23 protein-coding genes are annotated in these 25481 nt (G+C 40.0%); 11 read left to right on the forward strand and 12 right to left on the reverse strand.

Translation table 11 applies throughout. The features are described 5' to 3' along the window. Positions 1-305 precede the first annotated feature (305 nt). The gene (locus JWR61_RS18605) at positions 306-2933 is read right to left on the reverse strand and encodes a lamin tail domain-containing protein (RefSeq protein WP_301929236.1); all 2628 of its coding nucleotides are present in this window, start codon (positions 2931-2933) and stop codon (positions 306-308) included. Positions 2934-3401: 468 nt separating this feature from the next. On the opposite strand from JWR61_RS18605, the gene JWR61_RS18610 reads away from it, so the two are divergent. Further along, the gene (locus JWR61_RS18610; RefSeq protein WP_301929237.1) at positions 3402-4391 is read left to right on the forward strand and encodes an aspartate-semialdehyde dehydrogenase; all 990 of its coding nucleotides are present in this window, start codon (positions 3402-3404) and stop codon (positions 4389-4391) included. Positions 4392-4467: 76 nt separating this feature from the next. Here the strand turns inward: JWR61_RS18610 and JWR61_RS18615 are convergent, their stop codons facing one another. After that, complete coding sequence (locus JWR61_RS18615; protein ID WP_301929238.1) at positions 4468-5511, reverse strand: 2-oxoacid:ferredoxin oxidoreductase subunit beta; 1044 nt, start codon at positions 5509-5511, stop codon at positions 4468-4470. A 96-nt stretch (positions 5512-5607) separates the two neighbouring features. Then, positions 5608-7353: an N-acetylmuramoyl-L-alanine amidase gene (locus tag JWR61_RS18620; protein ID WP_301929239.1), complete on the reverse strand. Its 1746-nt coding sequence runs from the start codon at positions 7351-7353 to the stop codon at positions 5608-5610. Between the two features lie 184 nt (positions 7354-7537). Between JWR61_RS18620 and JWR61_RS18625 the strand changes: the two genes are divergently transcribed. Then, positions 7538-8053: a hypothetical protein gene (locus tag JWR61_RS18625; protein ID WP_301929240.1), complete on the forward strand. Its 516-nt coding sequence runs from the start codon at positions 7538-7540 to the stop codon at positions 8051-8053. 59 nt (positions 8054-8112) lie between these two features. On the opposite strand, the gene JWR61_RS18630 is transcribed toward JWR61_RS18625, so the two are convergent. Then, entirely contained in the window at positions 8113-9906 is a 1794-nt protein-coding gene (locus JWR61_RS18630; protein WP_301929241.1) for an acyl-CoA dehydrogenase family protein, read from the reverse strand. An 80-nt stretch (positions 9907-9986) separates the two neighbouring features. Next, a complete protein-coding gene (locus JWR61_RS18635; protein ID WP_290339630.1) occupies positions 9987-10439 on the reverse strand; it encodes a MarR family winged helix-turn-helix transcriptional regulator in 453 nt (150 codons plus the stop codon). A gap of 96 nt (positions 10440-10535) precedes the next feature. Between JWR61_RS18635 and JWR61_RS18640 the strand changes: the two genes are divergently transcribed. Continuing rightward, entirely contained in the window at positions 10536-11747 is a 1212-nt protein-coding gene (locus tag JWR61_RS18640; protein WP_301929242.1) for a glycosyltransferase, read from the forward strand. A 19-nt stretch (positions 11748-11766) separates the two neighbouring features. Next, positions 11767-12873 carry an ABC transporter permease gene (locus tag JWR61_RS18645; RefSeq protein ID WP_301929243.1) on the forward strand — a complete coding sequence of 369 codons (1107 nt, stop codon included), beginning with the start codon at positions 11767-11769 and terminating at the stop codon, positions 12871-12873. 28 nt (positions 12874-12901) lie between these two features. On the opposite strand, the gene JWR61_RS18650 is transcribed toward JWR61_RS18645, so the two are convergent. Beyond that, positions 12902-13375, reverse strand: coding sequence for an Lrp/AsnC ligand binding domain-containing protein (locus JWR61_RS18650; RefSeq protein WP_290339626.1), 474 nt, complete (start codon positions 13373-13375; stop codon positions 12902-12904). 681 nt (positions 13376-14056) lie between these two features. Then, positions 14057-15868, reverse strand: coding sequence for a translational GTPase TypA (gene typA, locus JWR61_RS18655; protein ID WP_290339625.1), 1812 nt, complete (start codon positions 15866-15868; stop codon positions 14057-14059). 363 nt (positions 15869-16231) lie between these two features. Here typA and JWR61_RS18660 point away from each other — a divergent pair, with 363 nt between their 5' ends. The 6 genes from JWR61_RS18660 to JWR61_RS28300 all read left to right on the forward strand — a co-directional run bounded on the left by JWR61_RS18660 (position 16232) and on the right by JWR61_RS28300 (position 20533). Further along, the gene (locus tag JWR61_RS18660; protein ID WP_290339624.1) at positions 16232-16573 is read left to right on the forward strand and encodes a hypothetical protein; all 342 of its coding nucleotides are present in this window, start codon (positions 16232-16234) and stop codon (positions 16571-16573) included. Positions 16574-16629: 56 nt separating this feature from the next. After that, the gene (gene uvrB, locus JWR61_RS18665; protein ID WP_301929244.1) at positions 16630-18669 is read left to right on the forward strand and encodes an excinuclease ABC subunit UvrB; all 2040 of its coding nucleotides are present in this window, start codon (positions 16630-16632) and stop codon (positions 18667-18669) included. A 72-nt stretch (positions 18670-18741) separates the two neighbouring features. Beyond that, positions 18742-19455, forward strand: coding sequence for an aspartyl/asparaginyl beta-hydroxylase domain-containing protein (locus tag JWR61_RS18670; RefSeq protein ID WP_301929245.1), 714 nt, complete (start codon positions 18742-18744; stop codon positions 19453-19455). A 2-nt stretch (positions 19456-19457) separates the two neighbouring features. Continuing rightward, the gene (locus JWR61_RS18675) at positions 19458-19952 is read left to right on the forward strand and encodes a hypothetical protein (protein WP_301929246.1); all 495 of its coding nucleotides are present in this window, start codon (positions 19458-19460) and stop codon (positions 19950-19952) included. Between the two features lie 121 nt (positions 19953-20073). Then, the gene (locus JWR61_RS18680) at positions 20074-20385 is read left to right on the forward strand and encodes an adenylyl-sulfate kinase (RefSeq protein WP_301929247.1); all 312 of its coding nucleotides are present in this window, start codon (positions 20074-20076) and stop codon (positions 20383-20385) included. Further along, a complete protein-coding gene (locus JWR61_RS28300; protein WP_367881815.1) occupies positions 20378-20533 on the forward strand; it encodes a hypothetical protein in 156 nt (51 codons plus the stop codon). Before JWR61_RS18680 ends, JWR61_RS28300 begins: the two co-directional genes overlap by 8 nt. Here JWR61_RS28300 and JWR61_RS18685 read toward each other — a convergent pair. From JWR61_RS18685 to JWR61_RS18705, 5 genes are all read right to left on the reverse strand, one after another. Continuing rightward, on the reverse strand, positions 20526-21503 hold the full coding sequence (locus JWR61_RS18685) for a hypothetical protein (protein WP_301929248.1): 978 nt from the start codon (positions 21501-21503) through the stop codon (positions 20526-20528). The genes JWR61_RS28300 and JWR61_RS18685 overlap by 8 nt on opposite strands. Before the next feature lie 37 nt (positions 21504-21540). Beyond that, positions 21541-22122 carry a leucine-rich repeat domain-containing protein gene (locus JWR61_RS18690; protein ID WP_301929249.1) on the reverse strand — a complete coding sequence of 194 codons (582 nt, stop codon included), beginning with the start codon at positions 22120-22122 and terminating at the stop codon, positions 21541-21543. A gap of 131 nt (positions 22123-22253) precedes the next feature. After that, the gene (locus JWR61_RS18695) at positions 22254-22775 is read right to left on the reverse strand and encodes a phage tail protein (protein ID WP_301929250.1); all 522 of its coding nucleotides are present in this window, start codon (positions 22773-22775) and stop codon (positions 22254-22256) included. Positions 22776-22786: 11 nt separating this feature from the next. Then, positions 22787-23383 (reverse strand): hypothetical protein, encoded by a 597-nt coding sequence (locus tag JWR61_RS18700; RefSeq protein WP_301929251.1) that lies wholly within the window; start codon positions 23381-23383, stop codon positions 22787-22789. 3 nt (positions 23384-23386) lie between these two features. Next, positions 23387-24286 carry a T9SS type A sorting domain-containing protein gene (locus tag JWR61_RS18705; RefSeq protein ID WP_301929252.1) on the reverse strand — a complete coding sequence of 300 codons (900 nt, stop codon included), beginning with the start codon at positions 24284-24286 and terminating at the stop codon, positions 23387-23389. Between the two features lie 426 nt (positions 24287-24712). Here JWR61_RS18705 and JWR61_RS18710 point away from each other — a divergent pair, with 426 nt between their 5' ends. Continuing rightward, positions 24713-25456 (forward strand): ParA family protein, encoded by a 744-nt coding sequence (locus tag JWR61_RS18710; protein ID WP_301929253.1) that lies wholly within the window; start codon positions 24713-24715, stop codon positions 25454-25456. Positions 25457-25481: the final 25 nt, after the last annotated feature.

Below are 25481 nucleotides of genomic sequence, written 5' to 3' on the forward strand. Positions count from 1 at the left end.
GGTAGTCAACTACTTTGGTACTATCCGGGCCTTTCTTAAAAAAGTCATTCAGCCAGTAATAATTGTCTGTTCTTGTATCGCCATGGGCAATTAATTCTTTAGGCTTTATTTCGCATACTGGTGGTGCAATATTGGCTGGCCAGTTGTAAGAAGTTTGTTTCAAAGTTGATTTGTTATTACATGATAAAACCGCTATTGTTATAATTGTCAATGGCAGCCAATTTTTTGTTTGCAGGTGCATATGTTTATGGTATTTGGTAAAGCATTGAATGTTAATGTAACAGCGAACTAAAATTACATGCCAGCTAATATCTTCTTGCCAATACAAGCGGTAATTTAAATTGCTTTGTCTTGCCTTTCAAATTAAAAACCTCTGCAAACACAATATAAATCCCTACCGGCAGCTGCTGACTTTTTTCTCCCAATCCATCCCAAATAAAATTTCCTTTTGTTCCACATAAAGCATTGTGTTGCAGGTATCGCACCCTTCTGCCCGCAGCATCAAAGATAGTGATGTTAGCCACATACCCCGGCTCTGGAAAATTATAACCGAGTGTTGCAAAATCATCCTGTCCGTCATTATCAGGCGAAACAATTTCCGGTGCCAGTTTCAATTCGCCCTGTACTGTTTCAGCAATATGGTATTGCGAGTTTTTGTAGCCGGGTGTTCCATAACCCACGCTGGTAGCTGCTGAATGCCAGTTGGCGGATGATTGGGAAGACCCGTTGTAATCAATTCTTTCCAGCGATACACCTTCTGTTTTATCCAATAATTTAAAATGCCATTTGTCACTGTACGTTACTTCGTCAGTGGTATTTCCCTGTGCATTTAAAACAACCACGCTGCTTTTATCATTGTTATAAGAAGGCAAATTTACTGTTGCGAAAGCATCGGCGTTCTGCGTGACGTACGATGATTTTACCCAGTCAACATCTTTGCTTAGCAAAATAAATTCCTGCGGAAAGAGGAGGTAATTTTCTGCGCTGATTGCTGTGATATTGCTGATGGCGCCGTTGGTTCCGCGGTTAGCGATGTAGGTTTGTTTAAGATCAATTATTTTATTGCTGCGGTTGTACAGTTCTACATAATCACTTCCTGCCGTGGGCGGATCAAATAAAATTTCGTTGATGATGAGATCGAGGCTGTCGGCTACAGTGCTTCGCCCAACCTTTGCAATATTTTTATTACCGATAGCATTACCAGTACAATCTGTAATGCCTGTTACGGTAACGGAATAAATTTTTGAAGCTGCAAGTGGAGCATTTAAAAGAAGGTTTACTTTATCTGGTACTGGAAATATAGCGGTTGCAGCAACAGGTAAGCCGACGCCATCACTAATGCTGTAATTATTTACTGAAGCGGCTTTCAGGGCATCCAGTGGTTCATCAAAAACCAGGACAATAGTTACGCTATCTGTTGTATAGGCTCGCAATAACTTCGGTGCATTTGTATCGGGATTAATTGCATCAACTGTATTCTCTATACCCGGCGAACCTCCTCTTGCATCAGTGCTTGCCCTCCAGTTGCTAACGCCTGAACAAGGATTTTTGGTATCCATCATTTCGAGGCTCCATCCTCCCTGCTTTTTTAATTCATTCTGATACCAGTTGTCTGAGTAGTTAACGGCATGAATTACTTTTTCATGTGATGAGATAAGTGATAACACATCACCCTCATTTCCCAGCGAAGGGAAACTGGTGACTGCGATCGCCTTTCCTAAGCTTGTAAATGTTCCAAGTGCGTTGCTGGAGCAGATTATTACGAGGCTATCTGATGGTAAAATAAAATCAGGCATGGCACCGCTTGTGCCTGAATGACCACTCAATTTCCATCCTTTTAAATTGACGGGTGTTATCGAAGTGTTCTTCAATTCTATCCATTCATTGTTTGGCAAATTACCCTGTGTTACAGGATGCGCCATTATTTCATCGATTACTATATCATACAAATGGCTGTTGTTAAGCGTTACAAATACAATAGGCGCAACTGCATTTATGATTGCATTGCCTGCTATATCCTGTACCCCATTTATTGTTAGCTGATTGTTTGGCAAGCCCGGCAAATTGTTGTTGAATGTTAGATGAACAACTGTATTATCGAATGCATCCAGCAAAGCTTTGACCGATACTCCTATTCCATTATTTACAGAATAGTTAGCCGCTACCTGGCTGCTGATATTATCCAACGGTTCATTAAAAAATACATCCAGTTCGTTTGCGCTGATTGCTTTTGCGTTTTGTACAACCGGTGGAGTAATATCGGGGGCTATCGTTTTTACTTCTATGTCATCAAAAAAATGTCTTTGTATAAAGCTGGCTGTGCTTTGTTTTACAAGTATTCCAAAGAATGAAGAAGTTGTAATGTTGGCATCTGAAACGGTCCCTTCTGTAAAATAATTTGTGCCGGCGCCCGTCATGTCACGATTTAAGATCCAGTTGTTTGCCGCATCTCTTGTAACTTTTATTTTTATTTTGTTGTTGGATGAGCTGCTGACAGCGCCATCAACACCGTCAATGATTTTAACTGCTGTTGCATTACCTGCGTCTTTACGGTATAAGCTTATTTCATCGGCAGTATTTCCGATTCGTACTACATAACCCGCATTGTCAAGCGCTTCCAAATTGCCTGAAGTGGATACCAGGTAGACATCTGTGTAGTTGGCACCTGAAGTAGCGAAGGTCAAATTAATATAGAAATCCCACTGCGCATTTACCGCCAGTGTGTTGGGCGTAGTGATAAAAAAACTCCTGTTGATCACTGTGTTATTACTTTGCAACTGGCCGGATGGGTTTACTATCCAGTCGCCTCCATTGCCTGTCCATACAGGGTTTGAAGTATAGTCGCCGTCGGAAAAATTTTCTGAGATCTGTGCATGCGTTATTAAATGAGTACACAAAATCATGGGCATGAAAATCATTAGTGTCTTATGCATGAGAACGGGTTTAAATATTTCAGGGATCATCAAGCGGATAAAAGAGGAAAGCAAAAGGACAGCTTAAAAGAAGAATATAGCTACCGGACATTTTAAAGATACTATTTTTATTATATTTATTTTATTATAGCAATTTGTGTAAGCTTACTTATACAACTTTTAATAAAGGGTATAAGATGGTAATTGCAATTCAATTAAAGAGTGCTTTTGTTAAATGCATTATAATTTTACTTACAGGAATGTTTGGCTGGTTGCGAAATAGTATTTATTTTCGCACCCGCAATGATGACAATAAAACATACAAAAACAACTAAGAAACATTCCGGTAGCGGGAGGTAATAGTGTTTTGTTTGTTACACAATATGCACAGCCTTCCGCCAAAACGGGAGGCTTTATTTTGTCCGCTCTTTTTTAAACGGCAAGGTTGCGGATAAATCAAAACCTTTAATCAAAATAAAAATTAAACAAATGAAAGTTGCTGTAGTTGGCGCTACCGGATTGGTAGGCACAAAAATGTTACAGGTATTAGCCGAAAGAAATTTCCCGGTAACCGAATTAATTCCTGTCGCTTCTGAAAAATCTATTGGTAAAGAAGTAGAATTTAAGGGCAAGAAATATAAGGTAGTTGGTTACGAAGACGCCATTGCAGCAAAACCAGCCATTGCTATTTTTTCAGCCGGTGGCGGCACATCATTGGCCATTGCTCCGAAATTCGCAGAAGCCGGTATTACCGTTATTGATAACTCCAGCGCATGGCGTATGGATCCGACAAAAAAACTGGTTGTTCCTGAAGTAAATGCTGATGTGCTGACAGCAGCTGATAAAATCATCGCTAATCCAAATTGTTCTACCATTCAAATGGTAGTGGTTTTAAAACCATTGCACGATAAATATAAAATCAAAAGAGTCGTAGTGTCTACCTACCAAAGCGTTACTGGCACAGGCGTTAAGGCGGTTGAGCAATTGATGAATGAAAGAAAAGGAATAGAGGGAGAAATGGCTTATAAATATCCCATCGACCTGAACGCTATCCCACAAATTGATGTGTTCCTTGAAAATGGTTACACCAAAGAGGAAATGAAAATGACCCACGAAACGGTGAAAATTATCGGCGATACCAATATTAAAGTAACTGCTACCACAGTGCGTATTCCGGTGATGGGCGGCCATAGTGAAAGCGTGAATATTGAATTTGAAAATGATTTTGATCTTGCAGAAGTACGGGACCTTTTAAGTAAAGCGCCGGGTGTGGTGGTGCAGGATGATATTGCGAATTTTATTTACCCAATGCCGTTAACCGCTCATGAAAAAGATGAAACTTTTGTTGGAAGAATCCGCCGGGATGAAACACAGCCTAATACGCTGAACTGCTGGATTGTAAGCGATAATTTACGCAAAGGTGCAGCTACCAATGCGGTGCAGATTGCAGAATACCTGCTTCAAAAAGGATTGGTGTAAACCGTCTTATAAAACTAAAAAACGGCCATCCTCAAAAGGTGGCCGTTTAATATTATTTTAATTATTTGCAGGATGATTAGCTAATAGTCCAGGTTTCATTGCCACGCAATAATTTATCCAGGTCACCCTTGCCTTTTTTAGAAATAATTTCTTCTATCTGCATCGCCATTCCATCTTCATAGCAAGGCCGGTCAGTTTCAAAAAATACTCCAAATGGTCTTGGTAAATGGCTTGTCAATCTTGGATCATCAAACATGCGGATCAATATCTGCGCCTTGTAAAAATCTTTTTCATCGTGTATCCAAAGGTCATCTGCACTTGCTTTACCTTCTCCAACTTCTACAATCACCGGTTTAAATCCATCCAGTTTAATGCCTTTATTTTTAGAGGCGCCGAATAACAATGGTTTTCCCTGTTCCAGGTACAATCCTTCTTCTTGCTTTGTGCCTTTTTCAGTAAATATTTCAAAAGCACCGTCATTGAAAATATTGCAGTTCTGGTAAATTTCTAAGAAAGAAGAGCCCCTGTGGCCCTGTGCACGTAACAACATAGACTGAAGATGTTTTGGATCTCTGTCCATTGATCTTGCAATAAAACTTGCATCGGCTCCCATCGCCAGTGCCAAAGGATTAAAAGGATGATCTATACTGCCAAAAGGAGACGACTTGGTGATTTTATGTTCTTCGGAGGTAGGAGAATATTGTCCCTTGGTTAAACCATAAATCTGGTTATTAAACAGCAATACATTTACATCAAAATTTCTGCGCAGCAAATGAATGGTATGGTTACCTCCAATGCTTAGACCGTCACCATCACCTGTAACTATCCAAACACTTAGTTCAGGGCGGGCGGCTTTCAGGCCACTGGCCACTGCGGTTGCCCTTCCATGAATACTATGCATGCCATAGGTGTTCATATAATAGGGAAAGCGGCTGCTGCAGCCAATACCACTGATAATTACAATGTTTTCTTTTGGAATACCCAGCGTAGGCATTACTTTTTGTACCTGGGCCAAAATGGAATAATCCCCGCAACCCGGGCACCAGCGCACTTCCTGGTCGGTAGCGAAGTCTTTTGCAGTTAGGGTTTGTACGGGTTCAGAAATTACTGTTTCACTCATATGGACTTTTTATTAGTGTGTAAAGTTACAAATAGATGCTAACATTAGAAAATGAAAACACTTATCCGATATACATTAACAATTAAGTTCTGCACTTTATTGTTCTTTACTCTCTTTTAAAAAGTCTTTTACACCCGCTACAATCTTTTCCACCATTTGTTGCTGAAAACCTTCATCCAGTATTTTTGTTTCCTCGTCCAGGTTGCTCAGAAAAAGCGTTTCAATCAAGGCATTCGGATATTCGGTAGGACTATTCAGCATGAAATTAAATGAACCGGTATTGCCATATTCCTTTAAACCCAGTTCCAGCATGCGTTTATAAATATCCAGGCTTAAATTTTTAAACCCGATATACCGGTAATAAGTACTGGTACCGCCGGTACGAAATGGGTCTTCGGATGAATTAAGATGAACGCTTAACAATAAATCCGGCAGACTGTCCCTGTAAAAAAGTATCCGCTCTTTATTATCAAAAAATTCCTCTTCTGTACGGGTCATGATCACTTTTGCACCTTCCTTTTCCAACGCTTTCTGCAACTTTAACGCCACCGCTAGCGTGATTTCTTTTTCGTAAACACCTGTTGCACCGACGGCCCCGGTATTTTTACCACCATGGCCGGCATCAACCGCAATTACCAGGTTTTTTAAAGAAAGATTTTCCGGCTGGTGCTTGATCTTTATTATCAGGGTATTGCCGCTGTAATAAATCAGGTGGCCCCAATGCTGCGCATGTTTTAAAGAAATGGTTATTCTGAAAAGTCCATCCTCCACCTGTTGGTAGTCAATCTTCCTGATTTCTTTTGCTGTTTGCAATTGGGTAATCCAGTTGGTATTATTAGTAGCGCCATAAATATCCACCACTAAGGTAGAAGGATCTGTAAATTGGTATGACTGGTAAGGCAATCTTGCAAACAAGCCCACCTTTACGTAATCGTACCGGTCGTCTCCATATACATTCCATTTATCAGTCAACGATTCAGGAGTAAAAGTTCCTTTGGGCATTAGTGTTACCAATTCATCGGGAATATAAGCGGTTCTGCTTTTTGACAACTGCACTTTAAAATGAGTACCCACTTTTCCGATAATTTTCAGTACAATATTGCTGTCGATGTAACCAATCTTGGCACCGCCCAGCCGATCATCTCCAAGCCCATATTCCAGATGTGCCAACCGGCCTTTGGTAAGTGCCATATCAGATGCCAGTGGCGACATTACAGAAAAAACCTGTTTCGTTTCTCTGGTCGTGCTTATCTGCAAAGAATCTGTAATGGTAACCGGCATTTTCATTACGGAAAAACTGTCTGTTTCTTTAACTGTGTATTCACCCTGGTAAATACCGGGCATTCCTTTGGTTTGCGTAACAGGCAATTCGTACAAGCGGGTATCTCCAATAGTTTTCACCGTGCAATGAGTAAATGCCTTTACCCTGAATTGGATTTTATCACCGGGAGACAGTATTAAATTTCCTTCGGGATAAGTTTGAATACTTTCAATGCCCAGTTCCTTTACTGGTTCGGCAGGCTTTGGCAATGAATAGGTGTAAGTAACTTTTTTAGTGGCTGTTTTACCATTGATAACAGCCGCCAGGTTAAAAGTAGTATCTCCCGGATGTAAATTTAATTCAACTGCAAAAGCGCCTGTTGGATATACTTTTACAGAAGATCCGTTTACTGTAACCATGCAGGTTTTACAGGTACTGCCAATAATAAAATTTATTGACCAGGAGACCAAATTGGATTCCCTTGAAGGTTGTACCAGGCGGATAAAAGGCTTATCAGGTGTTTGGGAAAAAGAGTTGATACATCCTGCACAAAGAAATACTGATATAATTAGTTTAACCACTTTTATAGTTTATAGAAAGGTAAAAATACACGTTTAGAAAATGTAACTGCGATTAACGGGCCATGGTTAACGAACAGAAAAAAGTTTCTTGAAATTTTTACAGGGATTTACGCAATAAAAAAAATACTGTATCAAATTTTTTATAATTCAAATAAAGTATATATTCATCCCCTAAAATAAAAATATGAAAAAAATTATGTTGTCCGTATTGTCTTCTATGTTAATGTTGTTTTCGGTTTGCCAAACCAACGATAAAATGTTGAAGCATTCCGGTGAAACGCTGGAAGTAAAAGTGATTAAAGTAGGAGAAACGACCATCTCTTACAAATACCCTGGTGAAGAAGCTGAACAAACTATCGGCAAATTTGCCGTGGCCAGCATTACCTATGGCGGAAGCGGCCGTAAAGAAGCCATTTCAGAAAAAATTGTTATTACCGGAAAAGATGACTGGGAAAAAGTTGAAATATTAACTGACAAAAGCCAGGTATTGGGACTTGCAAAAGGCGAAGAAATAAAAGGCAAGACTTCTGGATTGCTTAGTTACAATACGGCCGGCTCTGCTGACAAGAAAGCTACAAAAAGAATTAAAGAAGCTGCTGCTGAAGCCGGAGCGCCATTTATACTGATGACATCAGATAAAAGTGATGGCTTTGGAGTTAAGCAGGCTATAAAAAAAGGAGTTGCTTATTCTTATAAATAATCTTTCAATCGTACAAAAAGGTAAAAGGCTGATTCTAATAGAATCAGCCTTTTACCTTTTTACCAGGGGTACTTAGCCGCAGTAATCAGTGTATCTGCAATTCTTCTTCTGGCATCTTTACTGTTGAACGGTGCGGCTTTTGTAAAACGTTTTAGCCCAAGCAGCATCATGCGCTGTTCGTCACCATCAGCAAAAGCATTAATGGCTTCCTTGCCAGCCTTGTTTACATTATCAATCGCATCATTTAAACAGCAGCGCATCATATCAATGTGGATTGTGGCTGCAGCTTCGCCTTGTTTATCTGTCATTTTTATTATTCTTAATAAAGTACTTTCTGCTACAAACGTTTCGATCGCCATATCTGCAATGTTCATCAATATTTCCTGTTCATCCGAAATCTTCATCATCAGTTTTTGTACTGCGGCGCCTGCTACCATCAAAATACTTTTCTTCATATTTACAATGGATTTTTTTTCGGCAGCAAAAGGTGTCTCATCATCGTTACCAAACTCGGGTATGCTCATCAATTCTTTGGAAACCGCCATGGCAGGACCCATCAGGTCAAGCTTGCCTTTCATGGCTCTTTTTAAAATCATATCCACCGTAAGCAACCGGTTAATCTCATTGGTGCCTTCATAAATTCGGTTAATACGGCTGTCCCTGTAAGCACGGCTGATTGGATATTCATCACTAAAACCGTTGCCGCCAAAAACCTGTACACCTTCATCCACCACAAAATCCAACACTTCGCTGCCATGCACTTTTAATATGGCGCATTCTACGGCAAATTCTTCCGCGGCGCCCAGTAAGGCTTCGTTAAACGGCTTGCCTGCATTGGCCAGTTCAATTTCTTTATCATCAATCCATTTACTGGTTCGGTATAAGGCGCTTTCGCACGAAAAAATCCGGATGGCTGCTTCAGCCAGTTTATGTTTTATAGCGCCAAAATTAGCAATGGCTGTTTTAAACTGCTCTCTTGTTTTTGCATAATCAATGGTGCTGTTCAATGCCATCTTGGATCCGCCCAATGCCGCAGCACACAACTTCAACCTCCCTATATTTAAAATATTAAAAGCGATGATATGCCCCTTGCCAACCTCGCCCAGTAAATTTTCTGCCGGCACTTTACAATCCTGAAAGTACAGTTGCACGGTAGAAGAACCCTTAATTCCCATTTTATGTTCTTCCGGTCCCTGGGTAAAACCTTCAAAGCCACGCTCTACAATAAACGCAGAAAATTTGTCGCCGTCAATTTTAGCAAATACGGTGTACACATCGGCAAAGCCACCATTGGTGATCCAGCATTTTTGCCCGTTTAAAATATAGTTCTTACCGTCGGCAGAAAGTATAGCAGATGTTTTAGCCCCCAATGCATCACTGCCACTATTGGGTTCGGTTAATCCGTAAGCTCCTTTCCATTCACCTGTGGCCAGTTTAGGAATGTATTTTTGCTTTTGTTCCGCAGTACCAAAGTATAAAATAGGCAATGTACCAATGCCCGTATGTGCAGCAATGGCCACGCTAAAAGAATAACCGCCGCCAAGGCCTTCATTAACCAGGGTTGACGTAACAAAATCTTTTCCCAGGCCGCCAAATTCTTCCGGAACGGAGGCGCCCAATAATCCCTGTTCACCAGCTTTTACCATCAGGGATGGCATCAGACCCTGTTCCAGTTTATCAATGCGGTCTGCAACCGGCAGTACTTCGGTCTGCAAAAACTGCAAACACATTTCCTTTACCATCAATTGCTCCTCATTAAAATCTTCGGGCGTAAAAGAGTCAAATGCATTGCTTTCTTTAATTAACCATTCACCACCTTTTAGTGATGCAGTAGTTGAAGTTGATGCGCTCATAGTTGTAAAGTTTGTCGCCAGCTACAAGTTAGCCGGGGTGTGATTATTTGAAAACTTGTTTAACAATCGTTAATATAAATTTATGCAGATATGCTGGCCAGGTTATCGTATACCTTCTGCAGTACCAGCTTGGCGACTTCCACCTCCTCAATGGTAACGCCTTCCAGCGCTTCGTTCAATGTCTGGTTGGCGAGTTCCATCGTCTTTTCCTGTAAATCTTTTGCTTCTGCTGTTAAATAGATCATGTTCATCCGCCGGTCGTTTTTGCTGGATACCCGTTTTACCAGTTGCAGTTTTTCCAGGTTATCTACCAACCGTGTAATGCTGGGCTTATCCCTGAAAGTCGCGTCGCACAATTGCTGCTGACTCAGCCCGTCTTCCTTCCATAAATGATATAAGACGCTCCATTGTTCAATCGTTATTTCTACACCGGCATCTTTAAAATTTTTCTGTAACCTGCGTGCAATGGCCGTGCTCGCTTTACCGGTAATAAAGCTGTATAATTCCCCCTTTTTAAATTGGTTGTTTGGCATATAGTTGTTTAGACAACTATATAAAGATATATGATTCGTTTGAAATTTTAAAAATTATTTTTGTGCTCCCGGCTTTTGTGCAAAAATTTAACGTCCTTGCGTCGCACTCTTGTACGGCATACCAATATGGAGCCCATTCTACTCATTACCGCTGGCGTTTTTTTTGCAGGTTACGCAGTACTTATTCTATATTATCGCTATTGTTGGCTTCAGATTCCAACTTTTTTAGGTGCATCCGGCAAACTTAGTTCGGGCATTCACCTGTCAACAAAAATTACTATCATCATTCCCGCCAGAGACGAAGAACAGCACATTGGCAAGTGCCTGCAATCCATTCTCAGCCAAACCTATCCAATAGATCTGGTTGAAATTATTGTAGTAGATGATCATTCAACAGACCGGACTGCGGCGATTGTTCAATCCTTTAATCAAGGTAACATCCAATGCATTGCTTTAAAAGATCACGTGAATGAAAAACTAAATGCATACAAAAAAAAGGCGATCGAAATAGCCATATCCCAATCCCGGGGCGACCTGATTGTTACTACGGATGCGGATTGCACAATGGAAAAAAATTGGTTGTCAACTATAGCTGCTTTTTATGAAAACTTTCAGCCCGTCTTTATTGCGGCGCCAGTCGCGATTGATGGCAGCAGTTTTTTAGGCATTTTTCAATCGTTGGATTTTATGACGTTGCAGGGAATAACCGGTGCTGCTGTATTTAAAAAAATACACAGTATGTGCAACGGTGCCAATCTTGCCTATGAAAAAAAAGCATTTTATGAAGTGAATGGTTTTGCCGGCATAGACCATATTGCCAGCGGTGATGACATGCTGCTGATGCACAAAATTTATACACGCTATCCCGACAGGGTACTGTTTTTAAAGTCGTCTGAGGCAATCGTTACAACTGAAGCCATGAGCAGCTGGACAGACTTTTTTAACCAGCGCATTCGCTGGGCAAGCAAGGCAGATACCTATGACGATAAACGAATTATGGCAGTGCTGGTATTAGTTTATTTTTTTAATCTGATGTTGCTGCTGTTGCCCATAACAGCTATCTTCAGCAATGCCAGTTTTTCAATCGGCCAAGTTAACCTGACCATAATACAATACTGGTTTTTTCTGCTGGTTTTAAAAACAGTCACCGAACTATTTTTTTTATTTCCGGTGGCGGCTTTTTTTAATAAAAAAAACGTGTTGTGGTGGTTTCCTGCAGCTCAGCCATTTCATATTTTGTATACGGTTATTGCTGGTTGGCTGGGAAAATTTGGCAGCTATCATTGGAAAGACCGTTCAGTAAAATAATTTCGCAGCAATGTTAACAATGGAGCAATCATTTTCTTTTACAGCACAAACCTGGCATCGGCTCAAAAAAAACAAGGCTGCATTATTTGGCCTGGCAGTGATTGCTATAGCCATCTTTCTATCCCTGTTTGGCTACCTGGTGGCGCCAGACGCCACGCCAAATGCGAATTTGCAAACAGTAGAGATACAGGCAAAAAATCCAGGCTACAAACAACTCTTTTTAAAAATCCCCTACAAAAAAAATAATTCAGTTAGCTGGTTTACAAAACTGATCAGTGGAAAGGCAGAGGATTACCGGTATCTGCCAATCACTAAATATGAAGTAAAGGACAATTCGCTTGTGGTGAATAAATATGTTGATGATGATACAAGCGTGGTACAAATTTATTCCATCAGCCAGTTAACCAATCACCGGCCAGCCAAATTATTTCAGCAAAATATTGTTACCAAAATATACTACCTGGGCACTGATAAATTTGGTCGCGACATTTTGAGCAGATTAATCATTGGTACAAAAGTAAGCCTCGCCGTCGGCCTGATAGCTGTGCTTATTTCACTGGTGCTGGGTGTTGCACTGGGAGCTGTTGCCGGCTACTACCGGGGATGGATAGACGAAGTTGTTATGTGGCTGGTAAATGTTACCTGGAGCATTCCAACTTTGCTACTGGTGTTTGCCATTACCATGGCTTTGGGCAAAGGCTTTTGGCAAATATTTATTGCAGTCGGCCTTACCATGTGGGTAAGCGTTGCCCGTTTGATCCGTGGGCAGGTGATGGCTGTGAAAGAAATGGAATACATACAGGCAGCGAAAGTAATGGGGTTAAGCAATAGCAGAATCATCGTACGTCACATTTTACCAAACATACTTGGACCGGTACTGGTAATTGCAGCAAGCAATTTTGCAACAGCTATTATTATTGAAGCCGGCTTAAGTTTTTTAGGTATCGGGGTACAACCGCCACAACCAAGCTGGGGATTAATGATCCGGGAAAATTATAATTTTATCATTACCCACAATGCCATACTGGCCCTCATACCAGGCTTCGCTATTATGCTGCTGGTACTTGCTTTTAACTTATTGGGCAATGGTTTGCGGGATGCAGCGGATGTGAAGAGCATTACTTAAAAGTGCTTATGATTGCCTAACCAACCATTTAATCAACCGGGGCTACCTGGACGTTTCTGTTAAATCCTTCTTCCAGCGAAATGAAAGTTTCGGTGCGATCAATTCCTTTAATTTTTTGTAATGCATCGTGCAGTACAAAACGCAGTTGTGTTATATCCTTACAAACAATCTCAATAAACATACTGTAATTACCCGTGATGTAGTTAAGCCTTACAATTTCAGGAATATTCATTAATTCTTTAGCCACAGCATCGTATAATGAGCTTTTTTCTAAATAAATTCCAACGAAAGCGGTAATATCATACCCTAACTGCCGGATATCTACATTTAGTTTAGTACCTTTGACAATTCCGAACTCTTGTAGTTTTTTGATACGTACGTGAATGGTACCGCCACTTACAAATAATTTCTTACCTAGTTCAGCATAAGAAATTTCAGCGGTTTCCATCATTTCATGAATAATTTGCAAATCAAGTTTGTCAAGATTTAATTTGGTCGCCATTTTTTATTTTGATTTTAATAACTATTCAAATATATGCACAATTGATTGAATATTATCTATATTTTTAAAATATTTAGTAAAATATATTCAATATAATGGCATTTTACGTAGATTTGCACAATAAATGTTCTTTAAAATTGTGGGGTGATGAAATCTTTGGCAGACATGCCCTCTTGTCTCGGGGGTGGAGATAACAGGATAAATATAGCATAGAGCCGTGCCTGCAGCAATGCAGACTCGACCAGGGTCGACCACTCAACTTTGTGCTACAACTAACTGCTCCGTGGAGGTTCGATCCCTCCCCCTACAGCTAAAAGCCTTTGCAATTTTTGCAAAGGCTTTTTTGTTTTATGAACGCTCTTAAACCAGCAATATTCATATCAAGTTTTAATACGCACGCCATTATCTTAAGTTTCTTCCGGTAAAAAGGCGTATCCTGTTATATGGCATTTTGCTTGTTTAACAGCTTGCCACAATTTGATATAAACTTCTACGCAGACCGGTAAGCATTTCGCTGTGCAGACTATTTATCAACCCACTTTTTTATCTCAGATAATTTCACGAAAATATCAGCATTCTCTTTGTTATTTACATCAAATATCCTAAATAAATGATGCCTGGCGTTTACAAAAAAATCCCCCAATTTACATTGAGGGATTTCGAAATACTATTAAAGTTTGCTTACGCTACTTCTGCTTTCATCATTTTTGACACTTTCTTTCTTTCATCTTCATCCAGAATTACTTTACGCATGCGTATGTTTTTTGGTGTTACTTCTATGCACTCATCCTGCTGAATATACTCCATACATTCTTCCAAAGTAAACTGCCTTTTGGGAATCACACGAACTGAATCATCTGTACCGCTTGCACGCATATTGGTCAGCTGTTTCTTTTCTACCACATTTACCACCAGGTCGCCCGGTTTGGTACTTTCGCCAATTACCTGGCCTACATAAATTTCATCGGTGGTATCAATAAAGAAAGAACCCCTGTCCTGCAATTTATCAATGGAATAACCAGTTGGGAAACCGGCATTTTTAGCCAGCATCACCCCATTGTTTCTTCCGGGAATCGGGCCTTTCCATGGTTTGTATTCGTTAAACCGATGCGCCATTACTGCTTCACCAGCCGTATTGGTCAACATTTGAGAACGCAATCCCAGCAAACCTCTTGATGGAATATCAAATTCCAGATGCTGCATTTCACCTTTACTTTCCATCACCAGCATTTCGCCTTTACGTTGAGTCACAAGGTCAATTACTTTACCACTGAATTCAGCCGGTACATCTACCACCAAAACTTCATATGGCTCGTGTTTTTTACCATCTACTTCTTTTGTAAGTACCTGTGGTTGTCCTACAGTTAATTCATATCCTTCGCGACGCATGGTTTCAATCAATACACTTAAATGCAAAATACCACGACCGTATACCATAAAGCTGTCCGCACTGTCGGTTGGTTGCACACGCAACGCAAGATTTTTTTCCAGTTCTTTTTCCAGCCTGTCTCTTAAATGGCGGCTGGTAACAAATTTACCATCACGTCCAAAGAAAGGAGAGTTATTGATACTGAACTGCATGTTCATTGTTGGTTCATCAATGCTCGTAATGGGCAATGCTTCCGGATTTTCAAAATCAGCGATGGTTTCGCCAATGTTGAATCCTTCAATACCTACAACTGCACAAATATCTCCGGCGCTTACTTCAGCTACTTTCTTTTTACCAAGGCCTTCAAAAATATACAATTCTTTTACCCTGCTTTTTACTACCGAGCCGTCTGTTTTCATCAGGCAAACAGGCTGGTTTTCTTTGATGGTACCCCTTGCAATTCTGCCCACTGCTATTCTTCCCAAAAATGAAGAATAGTCAAGTGAAGTGATTTGCAATTGCAAATTTCCTTCGGTAACATGTGGCTCAGGAACTTTTTCCAGGATAGTATCCAACAATGGAAAAATATTATCAGTTGGTTCTAACGTTGTATTCATCCAGCCTTGTTTACTGCTGCCGTAAACAGTAGCAAAATCAAGCTGTTCTTCAGTTGCATCCAGGTTAAAGAATAATTCAAAAACCGCGTCATGCACTTCATCAGGACGACAGTTTGGCTTGTCTACTTTATTGATCACTACAATCGGGCGCAAACCCAGTTGCAACGCCTTTTGCAATACAAAACGTGTTTGGGGCATTGGTCCTTCAAAAGCATCTACCAGTAACACCACGCCATCTGCCATCTTCAATACCCTTTCTACTTCACCACCAAAATCGGCGTGACCAGGAGTATCTATCACGTTAATTTTAACGCCTTTGTAGTTTACAGATACGTTTTTACTAAAAATAGTGATACCACGTTCCTTTTCGAGGTCATTACTATCCATTATCAATTCGCCTGTTTCCTGGTTATCACGAAAAATATTCGTGGTATGCAGAATTTTGTCAACCAGGGTTGTTTTGCCATGATCTACGTGCGCAATGATGGCGATGTTTCTTATATTCATTTTTTACTTTGCTTTTAGCTGTTTTTTCAGCCCCCGGTTAATCTGTAAGGTTAATCCGGTTACCCAAAAAACTTCAGCTGTTTTTTGAATGTGCGAAAGTAAGCAAATTCAGCCGTACCACAAGGTTAAATGTAAACTTATGATCGTAAAAAGACGTTAAATCAGACCGTGTGGGCAATGATTTGAGACAATTTTACAATGAAAACCACTTAATTTACTGTAGTGGGACTTGTGTATAAATTATTTTAACGTTTACCCCCTCTTAAAAAAAGTAAATTCAATAGCTGGGTATCCCAATATTAAATATCAACAGTTATTTAAATGGCAGGAGAATTGATAGATTAATAAAAACTTATATCAGGAATGAAAGAAAATGACAAAAAAATGTTTTTGCCACACATCGGTATTTGCGTAGCAATGGATTTGATTGGTATGGCTAGCTTTATTTTCCCTGGAATGGGTGAATTTACGGATGTTATATGGGCGCCCATTTCCGGCTACATTTTTTTTAAATTGTTTGGCGGCCGGCTGGGTTTAATTGGTGGCGTACTTGATTTTTTGGAAGAGATTATTCCTTTTACGGATATTATTCCTTCTTTTACCATCGCCTGGCTTATCCGCAGAGATGCCATCAGCAAAATGACACTCAAAAATGAAAAGTCTTTGCGAAGAGAATCGGTTGCAAAAAGCACTGTGAAAATTTAAATCTCCCGGATATTTCCCGGAACTTTCTTACTACATTTATTGTTTAGCAAATCAATATGCCTTTTAATCTGCAATCATCATACGCTCCTTCCGGCGACCAGCCGGATGCCATCCGCAAGTTAACGGAAGGCATTAACGAGGGCGAGCAATATCAAACCTTACTGGGAGTAACCGGTAGCGGTAAAACCTATACAATTGCCAACGTTATTCAAAATGTGCAAAGGCCCGTGCTGGTACTTACACATAATAAAACGCTTGTTGCCCAGTTGTACGGTGAGTTTAAACAATTCTTTCCAGATAATGCGGTTGGTTATTTTGTAAGCTATTATGATTACTACCAACCGGAAGCATATATGCCGGTGAGCAACACTTACATAGAAAAAGACCTCAGCATAAATGAAGAGCTGGACAAACTGCGGCTACAGGCTACTGCACAATTATTGAGTGGACGAAGGGACATTATTGTAGTGGCCAGTGTGAGTTGTATTTATGGTATGGGCAACCCGACTGAATTTGAAAATGGGATTGTACGCATTCAAAAGGGACAGGTGATTTCAAGGCAGGGCTTTTTGCATTCACTGGTAAATAGTTTGTATTCCCGGTCGCAGGGCGATTTTACACGTGGTACTTTTAGGGTAAAAGGCGATACAGTAGATATCAATTTGCCTTATGTTGATTTTGGTTACCGTATCAGTTTTTTTGGCGATGAAATAGAAAGCATTGAAACGCTGGAACTTTCTAGCAGTAAGCGCATTGGCGTCGTTGACAATGCCGCTATCTTTCCCGCCAATCTTTATCTTGCTCCAAAAGATATTATGCAGCAGGTAATTTATGAGATACAGGATGAAACCGCAGCGCAGGTGGAATATTTTAAAAACAGTGGTAAGTTTATAGAGGCACAGCGACTGAGTGAACGGGTAAATTACGATTTGGAAATGATCAGGGAGCTGGGGTATTGTAATGGCATAGAAAACTATTCCCGGTTTTTTGACCGGCGTAAACCTGGCACAAGGCCATTCTGTTTGCTGGATTATTTTCCTAAAGATTTCATCTGTATTGTCGATGAAAGTCATCAAACCATCCCGCAGGTAAGTGGCATGTATGGTGGTGACAGAAGCCGTAAACTAATTTTGGTTGATTATGGCTTTCGCCTGCCTTCCGCTTTGGATAACAGGCCGCTTAATTTTCATGAGTTTGAAAACATGGTGAATCAAACCATTTTTGTATCTGCCACACCCGGAGATTTTGAATTGGAAAAAACCGGTGGTGTTGTGGTGGAACAGGTTGTAAGACCAACTGGTCTGCTGGATCCGCCAATTGAGGTTCGCCCCTCCATTAACCAGATTGATGACTTACTGGATGAAATTGATAAAAGAATTACCAAAGGCGATCGTGTTCTGGTAACCACGCTGACCAAAAGAATGGCGGAGGAGATGGACAAATACCTGCATCGCATTAACATAAAAAGTAAGTACATACATAGTGAAGTACATACGCTGGAAAGAATAGAAATATTAAGAGAATTGCGTCTTGGAATAATTGATGTACTGGTTGGTGTGAACTTATTAAGGGAAGGACTAGATTTACCGGAAGTTTCGCTGGTTGCCATTTTAGATGCCGACAAAGAAGGCTTTTTACGCAATGAAAGAAGTCTTACACAGACCGCCGGAAGGGCAGCACGTAATGTGGACGGGCTGGTTATTTTTTATGCTGATAAGATGACAGAAAGCATGCAAAAAACCATTGATGAAACCAGTCGCAGAAGAGAGAAACAAATTGCTTACAATATTGAGCATGGCATAACGCCCACTACCATTATTAAAAGTAAAGAACAGATTTTTGCTCAGGGTTCCGTTCTGGATGTAAAGGGCTATGATCCTTCAAACCCTTATTCAATCGGAGATTCGGATGATTTGGTTACCGTAGCAGCAGAAGACCAGGAAGTATATAAAACGATTCCGCAAATGGAAAAAGGCATTGCTAAAATTAAAAAAGAGATGGAAAAAGCCGCCCGGGATCTTGATTTTATGGAAGCTGCCCGCTTAAGGGATGAAATGTTCCGGTTGCAAAAAGAACTGGAAGGAATGAAGAAATAGTCTCTGTTCAGTTATCTAAAAAAAGCAATCTGGTAACATCAAAAACTAACTTCCCAAATTGTTAGCACGGAAATGATAAAATACAGCAGAATAAAACAGCGGTTTGATGTACAGCAGATGCAACAAGAAGTGAATGGGCTTGAAGCAAATTTTTGGAAACCGCATTATAATGAAAAACATTACGAAGGTAATTGGACAATTTTACCGCTCCGGTCATTGAATGGCAGTATAGAAAATAACATAGCTATCCACAGTGGTTCTTTACAAACAAACATGCAGTATAAGGATACGACTCTTCTAAACGATTGCCCGTATTTATCATCGGTGCTCAATTATTTTAGGTGTGAAAAAATGTCGGTACGCCTGATGAATTTAAATGCAGGTGCCAGCATTAAAGAACACAGCGATTATGATATGAGTTTGGAGGAAGGAGAAGCAAGATTTCACATCCCTGTTTTTACCAATAACGGCGTGGCATTTTTTATTGAAGAAGAACAGATTCCCATGCAGGAAGGCGAATGCTGGTACCTGAATCTATCGCTAAGGCACAGGGTGAATAATTCCGGCGCCACCAACCGCATTCACCTTGTTATTGATTGCAAAGTAAATGGTTGGGTAAAGGGTTTAATTCATAACCAGGCAGATTTGAAACAGGAAAGCATTGAGATGCCAACTAAAGAATCCTTCAACGGCGCTGATAAAGCCAAAATAATACAGCAGCTCAGGCTGATGGCAACGCCTGTATCAATTGACCTTGCGAATAAAATGGAAACCGACAGTAACTAAAAATGGAGAATATACTTTTTGAGAAAGCCGTGCGCTTTCTAAATGAAATAGGCATCGAAACATTGTATAAAGATTTAAAAGAGGAAGCCTGCTTTCTTCCCGGGTTTTTAATTGCGGATGGAAAAATAATTATTGATAAAACCAAGGTAAAATATTCCGGTGATTTGTTACATGAAGCCGCCCATATTGCAGTTGTTTCTTCAGCGGAGCGGGGTTTATTGCAAGGCAAAAATATAGGCCAGAGAAAAGACGCAGTTTCAGAAGAAATGATGTCGATAGCCTGGAGCTACGCGGCCTGTATTCATTTAAAAATCGATCCGCATTTTGTTTTTCATGAACAGGGATATAAAGGTGGTGGCGAATCAATCATAGACAATTTTGCAAAAGGAAATTATTTTGGAGTACCCGTGTTACAATGGCTGGGAATGACCACAACTTCAAAAAATCCGGTTGATACCAATACCTATCCTTTCATGATAAAATGGCTGCGGGATTAACAATAGACTAATTCAAAATTATTTAAAATGTTCCCGAAGTTTTATATCAATCATCGATCATGCTAATGCTCCTGTTGACGGGTTTGTCGGGTGCAGGAAAATCTACACTGGCTGAAGATTATTGTCGAAACTATCAGCCATGAATATCGCGGCCGAAGTGATTGACGGAGATGTTTATCGCAAAACAATCAACACTGACCTTTCTTTTTCTCCTGACGACAGAAGGGAAAATATACAACGTCTTTGCCGGATAGCCTATGATAAAAACGGGCAAGGCATCATTGCAATTGTTGCTGCTATCAATCTATTTGAAGATCTGCGGGTTGAGCTTAGCAAACAATATGGCGCTAAAATTATCTGGGTAAGATGTAACCTTTTCAATCCTCTTAGAAAGAGATACCAAAGGACTTTACCGGAAAGCGTTTTTGCCTGACGATCACCCGGATAAGCTGTGGAATCTTACTGGCGTAAATGATCCCTATGAAATACCTGTACAAGCCGACTTGATAGTAGATACAAGTGAAAATTCCATTGAAGAATGCAGCGAACAATTAATTAATTATGTTTCGAATTTCATCTAAACGTAGTCAGGCGGATTACATCCAATTGATTGTATAAATCCAGCACAGGCGACAGGTAAGTTGGCGCCTTTTCTTCCCTGTTTTCTTCTTTAAATAATCGATGTGGATGCTTTGCGTGAAAGAGGGTCCGTTGAGTTAGTTGCGACCGCATTTTTACATCTATCTCTAGTCCTAGCAAAGCATACATTTTTGAAAAAATGTTGTCTAAACCTTCATTATAGTTAACTAGCAAAACCTGCTTATCGGCCTGTACTATTTCAATCAATTTATTGAAATAGCCTTCCAAAACTTTTGTCATGTAATAATCCAGGTCATGTAGATTTATCTGCTGGTTTGAAAAACCAAAAATAGCAGGTTCAATAACACCGGGTACAGCATGCATACCGCGTTGCCTTCGCTGGGAAAGAACAACTTCCCATGGATTTCGATACAAAAAAATAAACGGTACTACAGGATATAACGACCTCAATGACTCGTAAAAATGAATATGCCAGCTGTCCGTTTTAATAAAAAGGTGTTTTTCATTACCCGTTTTTTTACGACCATATAAGGTTACAGCGGCCTTCAAAAATCTGGCAGCCATCAGATTGTTGTATGTTTTATTTTTAAAGGGAAGCCGAAGTATATCATCAAAAAATGGCACTTCAGAAAGTGCTAAATTATTTTCATCCAAACTGAGTAATTGAGATAAGAGTGTAGAACCGCAGCGGGAGACATGAAAGATAATGGCGGTAGGAGACAGGGCATCTGCAGCATTTGCCCATTCTGACATTAACGACAAACTGCTAACCGGCTTAAAAGATTTGCAATTATTTTCCATTCTTCTGCAAATGGAAATGGTGTCATCAAAAAATGGTTCAGTAAAACTTTTGTCGCCGGTATAAAGCCAGTTGCAGGCTGGTTCGGTTGTATCATTTAATAGTTTCCAGGGAAGCCAGTCGTTTATTTCGTCAATTGCGGAAACACTCATGGGCAAATATAATCTTCAGATTATTTATCGACTAAAATCAACGGCAAATAATACCCAGCTCTCGTTCGGCCCAAATTATTTCTTTTTGCTTCAGCCATTCATTCGGGCGGCAGACAAGTCTTGTCAACTTATCGGCGTGATTTTCGGTTAATCCTTCCAGGGATGATATGCAGTTGTCGTGTATATAAAACTCCTTCAGGTTTACCAGGCGTTCAACGGGTTTGATGGAGGTAATTTGATTGTGCTGAACATACAATTGTTCCAGGTTAATGAGTCCTTCAACGCCAGTTAAACTGGTGATACAATTATTAAACAGGAACAATGATTTGAGGTGGTTCAGACCTGACAATGGTTCTACCGTTACAATCTTATGGTGTGTTACAATTAGCAGCGAAAGATTTACTAAATTTTCAACCCCGTTAAGGTTGGTTAGCTCAATCTGGCTGTTTGGGAATGGCGCTTTAGGGCCGGCTAACCGAAGTGTCTGCATATTAAACAGCCTGTTCATTTCATCTGCATCCGGTTCATTGGAATGCAATAAAACAGAACACTTGAAAGTTTCCTTCCACTGAGGTTCCAACTGTTTCCACCATTCGGCTGGTGTCAATAAATCTTTCAAGTTTAAAAAATTTATTGTACAGGAAATTGCGTTAATTAAACAATTTCACGTTAATAGATAGTCGCCGGTTAAGAGAGCATATCTGCTATGATATGTTCTCTTAACGGACGCTCACAAGTTATATAAAGCCGCTAGTTGCGGCTTGGGAAAACTCCGTTTATGGCTATGATATAGTTCAATGCCAGGAAAGGCTGCATAATACTAAATGGTTGAGATCCCCCGGTTATTCCTATAGCGGTGGCTTTCATAGTTACACCTGTTCCGGCAGCTGCTTTGTATTCTTTATCCAAAGCGCCGGTATTGGCCGGCAAAGCTCCTGCAGGCGCCGCTGTATCACCAGCGTCTGAAACCGCATTTAACGTATGGTTATGCGCAGGCATATTGTTGATCAAAAGCGTAGTGTTCTCGGTTCCTGCCATTTCTCCAAGTACATAATTTGACAAACCAGGGCCCGTTCCGGGATGAATCGGAACCCTGCCCCTTAAATCCGGCAACGCAAAAGTGGTTTGGCCATTGCCGCCATAGGTGGTTCCTAAAAGTGAAAATAATGCTGTATTTTGACTAATTGATAGTATTTGCCCTTCACAAAAAAGCCAGCCTCTTGGGGCAAAGTTGCCAGCAAAAAGCACAATAGAAGCAAGAAGAGGATCCATAAAATAAAAGTTTAAACGTTATAAATAATTTTTTTGTGAAAGACTAAAGACTGCTCCTTAAAGTAGCTCAGGTACTGGGTATTGGAATGCCTGTTAATAAGTGTTTTGTTTTGTATAAAGGTGCTGATGTTACCAGCTAAAGGCTTTGTTGAATTGTGATGAGTCAGTAAAAGCTGATCAGCAGCATGTTCTTTCGAGAGTCTGTAAACAGCATCTATTTCAAAACGGTTTAACCGGGTAATCTTTTTTTGCGTTTCACTGTTTTCAAATAAGGTAATTACAACATCTTTTGGATTTGTACGGTCAACGCCCCAATAAATCCAGGTTGGCTGTGCTAAAAGATTTTCTTTTTCAAAGAAGATTACGCCTCCGTTTTGATAATGGTGACCACTGGTATTGTTAACAAATTGCTGTTTTTTCAAATCGATCTTGCCGTTAAAAATTTGCCCCCCTGTTTCTTTCCAAAAACGCTCCCAGTTTTTGTCAAGGGCTTCTCCTTTTTTGTTTGCAATAATAAATGGGTTGACAGTTGATCCCACTGCTGTGCCTGCAGACAGGATAGCGATACAACTTAAAAAATTCCGGCGGTTATATTGGTTCTTAGTCATGCTTTAAAATTTAATCAGCTTCTCTGTAAATGTTGTAGTACCCTTTGCTATCTGCAGCAAATAAATACCGGAAGGGAAATGACTGATATCAATATATTGAATACCGGCGACCCCTGATCTAGTCATCAGTTTCTTTCCTCCGGCATCAATAAGTGAAAGATTTACCGGTTGCGTTGCTGGCTCAATATTTAGCTGGTAACGGTTGTTGCCGTTATTGCGAATAATGGAATAAAAATTAGCTTTTAAATATTTAACTGAAGCCACTGCGGAATAACTGAATTTTTCATCCTGGTCTACCTGGCGAAGTCTGTAGAAGGCAGTACCGGAAAGCGGATTTATATCACCGAATGCATAACTTTCTTCAACAGAAGAATTAATGTTGCCGCTAACAAATCCAATCACAGCCCAGTTTAATCCATCCTGGCTTCTTTGAATTTCAAAACCTTTGTTATTATTCTCGCTTGCAGTTTTCCATTTTAAAGTAACCTGGTTATTGTTAATACCTGCTGTAAAGTTGCTGATGGTAATTGGCAAAACACCTGATCCGGTAACGGCTAATGCGGTTCCTCCGGTGCACGTTTGCCCGCTGACTGCTGACCATAAACAAGCCGCATTTCCTGTACCGGGAGGTGCGATGGTATTGCATGAGTTCTGAAAGTAAGGCTGGCCGTCAAAAGCAACCACCCATACATTATCAGGTGCCCCTATCCAATATACATCTATCACAACACCAACATTACCATCCACTGTTCCGGTTCCCTCATAAGCTACTTTGCCATCAACATCGGCGATCTTGTTTAATAAAGCAGGGCTATTTATACACTCACCCGTCACAGTAACATTTTGCGAGCGGACTGTACTGAAATATGTTGTGAGAAAAATGAGGAGGTATAATTTACGCATGGGGTTAGTTTAGACATAATAAAATTATCAAATAAAAAGTAAAAAAATGATTTTTTTAATTGAACATTTTTAATCTGCTATCCAGTGAATAACCTACTGATTACCTATCAGGTAAAATCTATATCCAAGCTTACCCAAATGATATAACTATGGCGCTTTATCATTATAAAATAATAAACTGACGCCATTTTTTATAGCCAGGCCCTAAAGCCTGAAGATCGGCCCTTTACATTTTCATTTTTGTCTTTGACTACTATCTATCTGGCCATGGATTCAGATAAACATACCCGTTGTAAGCGCTTGAATCAAGTTCTCCAGACAACAGTATATGAAAACAAATAATATTCAAAACAATAAATAACAGCTTTTCCGTTTTAAATAATTTACTATCTTTCATATCTATCCCTTAATAAAATAAATCTATTTATGATTACAGTAGCACTCTACAATTTAAAGGGCGGCGTTGGCAAAACTGCATCCTGTGTAAATCTCGCTTACCTGGCTGCAAAAGATGGTTTTAAAACATTATTATGGGATATTGATCCCCAGGGATCTACCACTTTTTATTATAAGGTTAAACCCAAAGATGCGCACGCCATAAAAAGCCTTATCAGTAAAGATGCTGATCTTGGAAACGCTATACTGGCAACTGAATACGAAAACCTGGAAATTATTGGCAGCGATAATGCGGTGAAAAGTTTTGACATAATGGTAGAGGAAATGAAGGGGCAAAAAAGCAGGTTGAAGGGGATCCTGAAGCAACTGGAAAAAGAATATGATTTTGTATTTATTGATTGCCCGCCCGGATTCAGCGCATTGAGTGAAAACATTTTTCATGCAGCCGATGTTGTGTTGATGCCTATTATACCCACCACACTTTCTATCCGCACCTACAATATGGTAAAAGATTATTTCAAGGAAAAAGACCTTGACAGTACCAAACTAATGTGTTTTTTTACGATGGCTGATTTACGTAAAAATATGCACAACGAAATAATGGAACACTTATACAAAGACAAAAAGTTTTTCCAAAATTATATTCCTTATTTGTCTGATGTCGAAAAAATGGGCATCCATCGACAGCCGATTGAAGAGTTTGCGCCCAGCAGTTATGCCGCCAAATCTTACCGGGATTTGTGGACCGAAATTAAGGAAGGAGTAGTAGAATAATTATCTGATAACAACGTCCAACTAT

The organism is Ferruginibacter sp., assembly GCF_028288465.1.
Classification (GTDB): domain Bacteria; phylum Bacteroidota; class Bacteroidia; order Chitinophagales; family Chitinophagaceae; genus Ferruginibacter.

Excerpts from the sequence above, each read along its gene's own strand:
- JWR61_RS18630 (WP_301929241.1), bottom strand. The coding sequence starts at position 9,906 with ATGAGCGCATCAACTTCAACTACTGCATCACTAAAAGGTGGTGAATGG.
- JWR61_RS18705 (WP_301929252.1), bottom strand. The coding sequence starts at position 24,286 with ATGCGTAAATTATACCTCCTCATTTTTCTCACAACATATTTCAGTACA.
- JWR61_RS18675 (WP_301929246.1), top strand. The coding sequence starts at position 19,458 with ATGGAGAATATACTTTTTGAGAAAGCCGTGCGCTTTCTAAATGAAATA.
- JWR61_RS18660 (WP_290339624.1), top strand. The coding sequence starts at position 16,232 with ATGAAAGAAAATGACAAAAAAATGTTTTTGCCACACATCGGTATTTGC.
- JWR61_RS18610 (WP_301929237.1), top strand. The coding sequence starts at position 3,402 with ATGAAAGTTGCTGTAGTTGGCGCTACCGGATTGGTAGGCACAAAAATG.
- JWR61_RS18645 (WP_301929243.1), top strand. The coding sequence starts at position 11,767 with ATGGAGCAATCATTTTCTTTTACAGCACAAACCTGGCATCGGCTCAAA.
- JWR61_RS18625 (WP_301929240.1), top strand. The coding sequence starts at position 7,538 with ATGAAAAAAATTATGTTGTCCGTATTGTCTTCTATGTTAATGTTGTTT.
- JWR61_RS18695 (WP_301929250.1), bottom strand. The coding sequence starts at position 22,775 with ATGGATCCTCTTCTTGCTTCTATTGTGCTTTTTGCTGGCAACTTTGCC.
- JWR61_RS18670 (WP_301929245.1), top strand. The coding sequence starts at position 18,742 with ATGATAAAATACAGCAGAATAAAACAGCGGTTTGATGTACAGCAGATG.
- JWR61_RS18650 (WP_290339626.1), bottom strand. The coding sequence starts at position 13,375 with ATGGCGACCAAATTAAATCTTGACAAACTTGATTTGCAAATTATTCAT.
- JWR61_RS18615 (WP_301929238.1), bottom strand. The coding sequence starts at position 5,511 with ATGAGTGAAACAGTAATTTCTGAACCCGTACAAACCCTAACTGCAAAA.
- typA (WP_290339625.1), bottom strand. The coding sequence starts at position 15,868 with ATGAATATAAGAAACATCGCCATCATTGCGCACGTAGATCATGGCAAA.
- uvrB (WP_301929244.1), top strand. The coding sequence starts at position 16,630 with ATGCCTTTTAATCTGCAATCATCATACGCTCCTTCCGGCGACCAGCCG.
- JWR61_RS18605 (WP_301929236.1), bottom strand. The coding sequence starts at position 2,933 with ATGCATAAGACACTAATGATTTTCATGCCCATGATTTTGTGTACTCAT.
- JWR61_RS18635 (WP_290339630.1), bottom strand. The coding sequence starts at position 10,439 with ATGCCAAACAACCAATTTAAAAAGGGGGAATTATACAGCTTTATTACC.
- JWR61_RS18710 (WP_301929253.1), top strand. The coding sequence starts at position 24,713 with ATGATTACAGTAGCACTCTACAATTTAAAGGGCGGCGTTGGCAAAACT.
- JWR61_RS18700 (WP_301929251.1), bottom strand. The coding sequence starts at position 23,383 with ATGACTAAGAACCAATATAACCGCCGGAATTTTTTAAGTTGTATCGCT.
- JWR61_RS18685 (WP_301929248.1), bottom strand. The coding sequence starts at position 21,503 with ATGAGTGTTTCCGCAATTGACGAAATAAACGACTGGCTTCCCTGGAAA.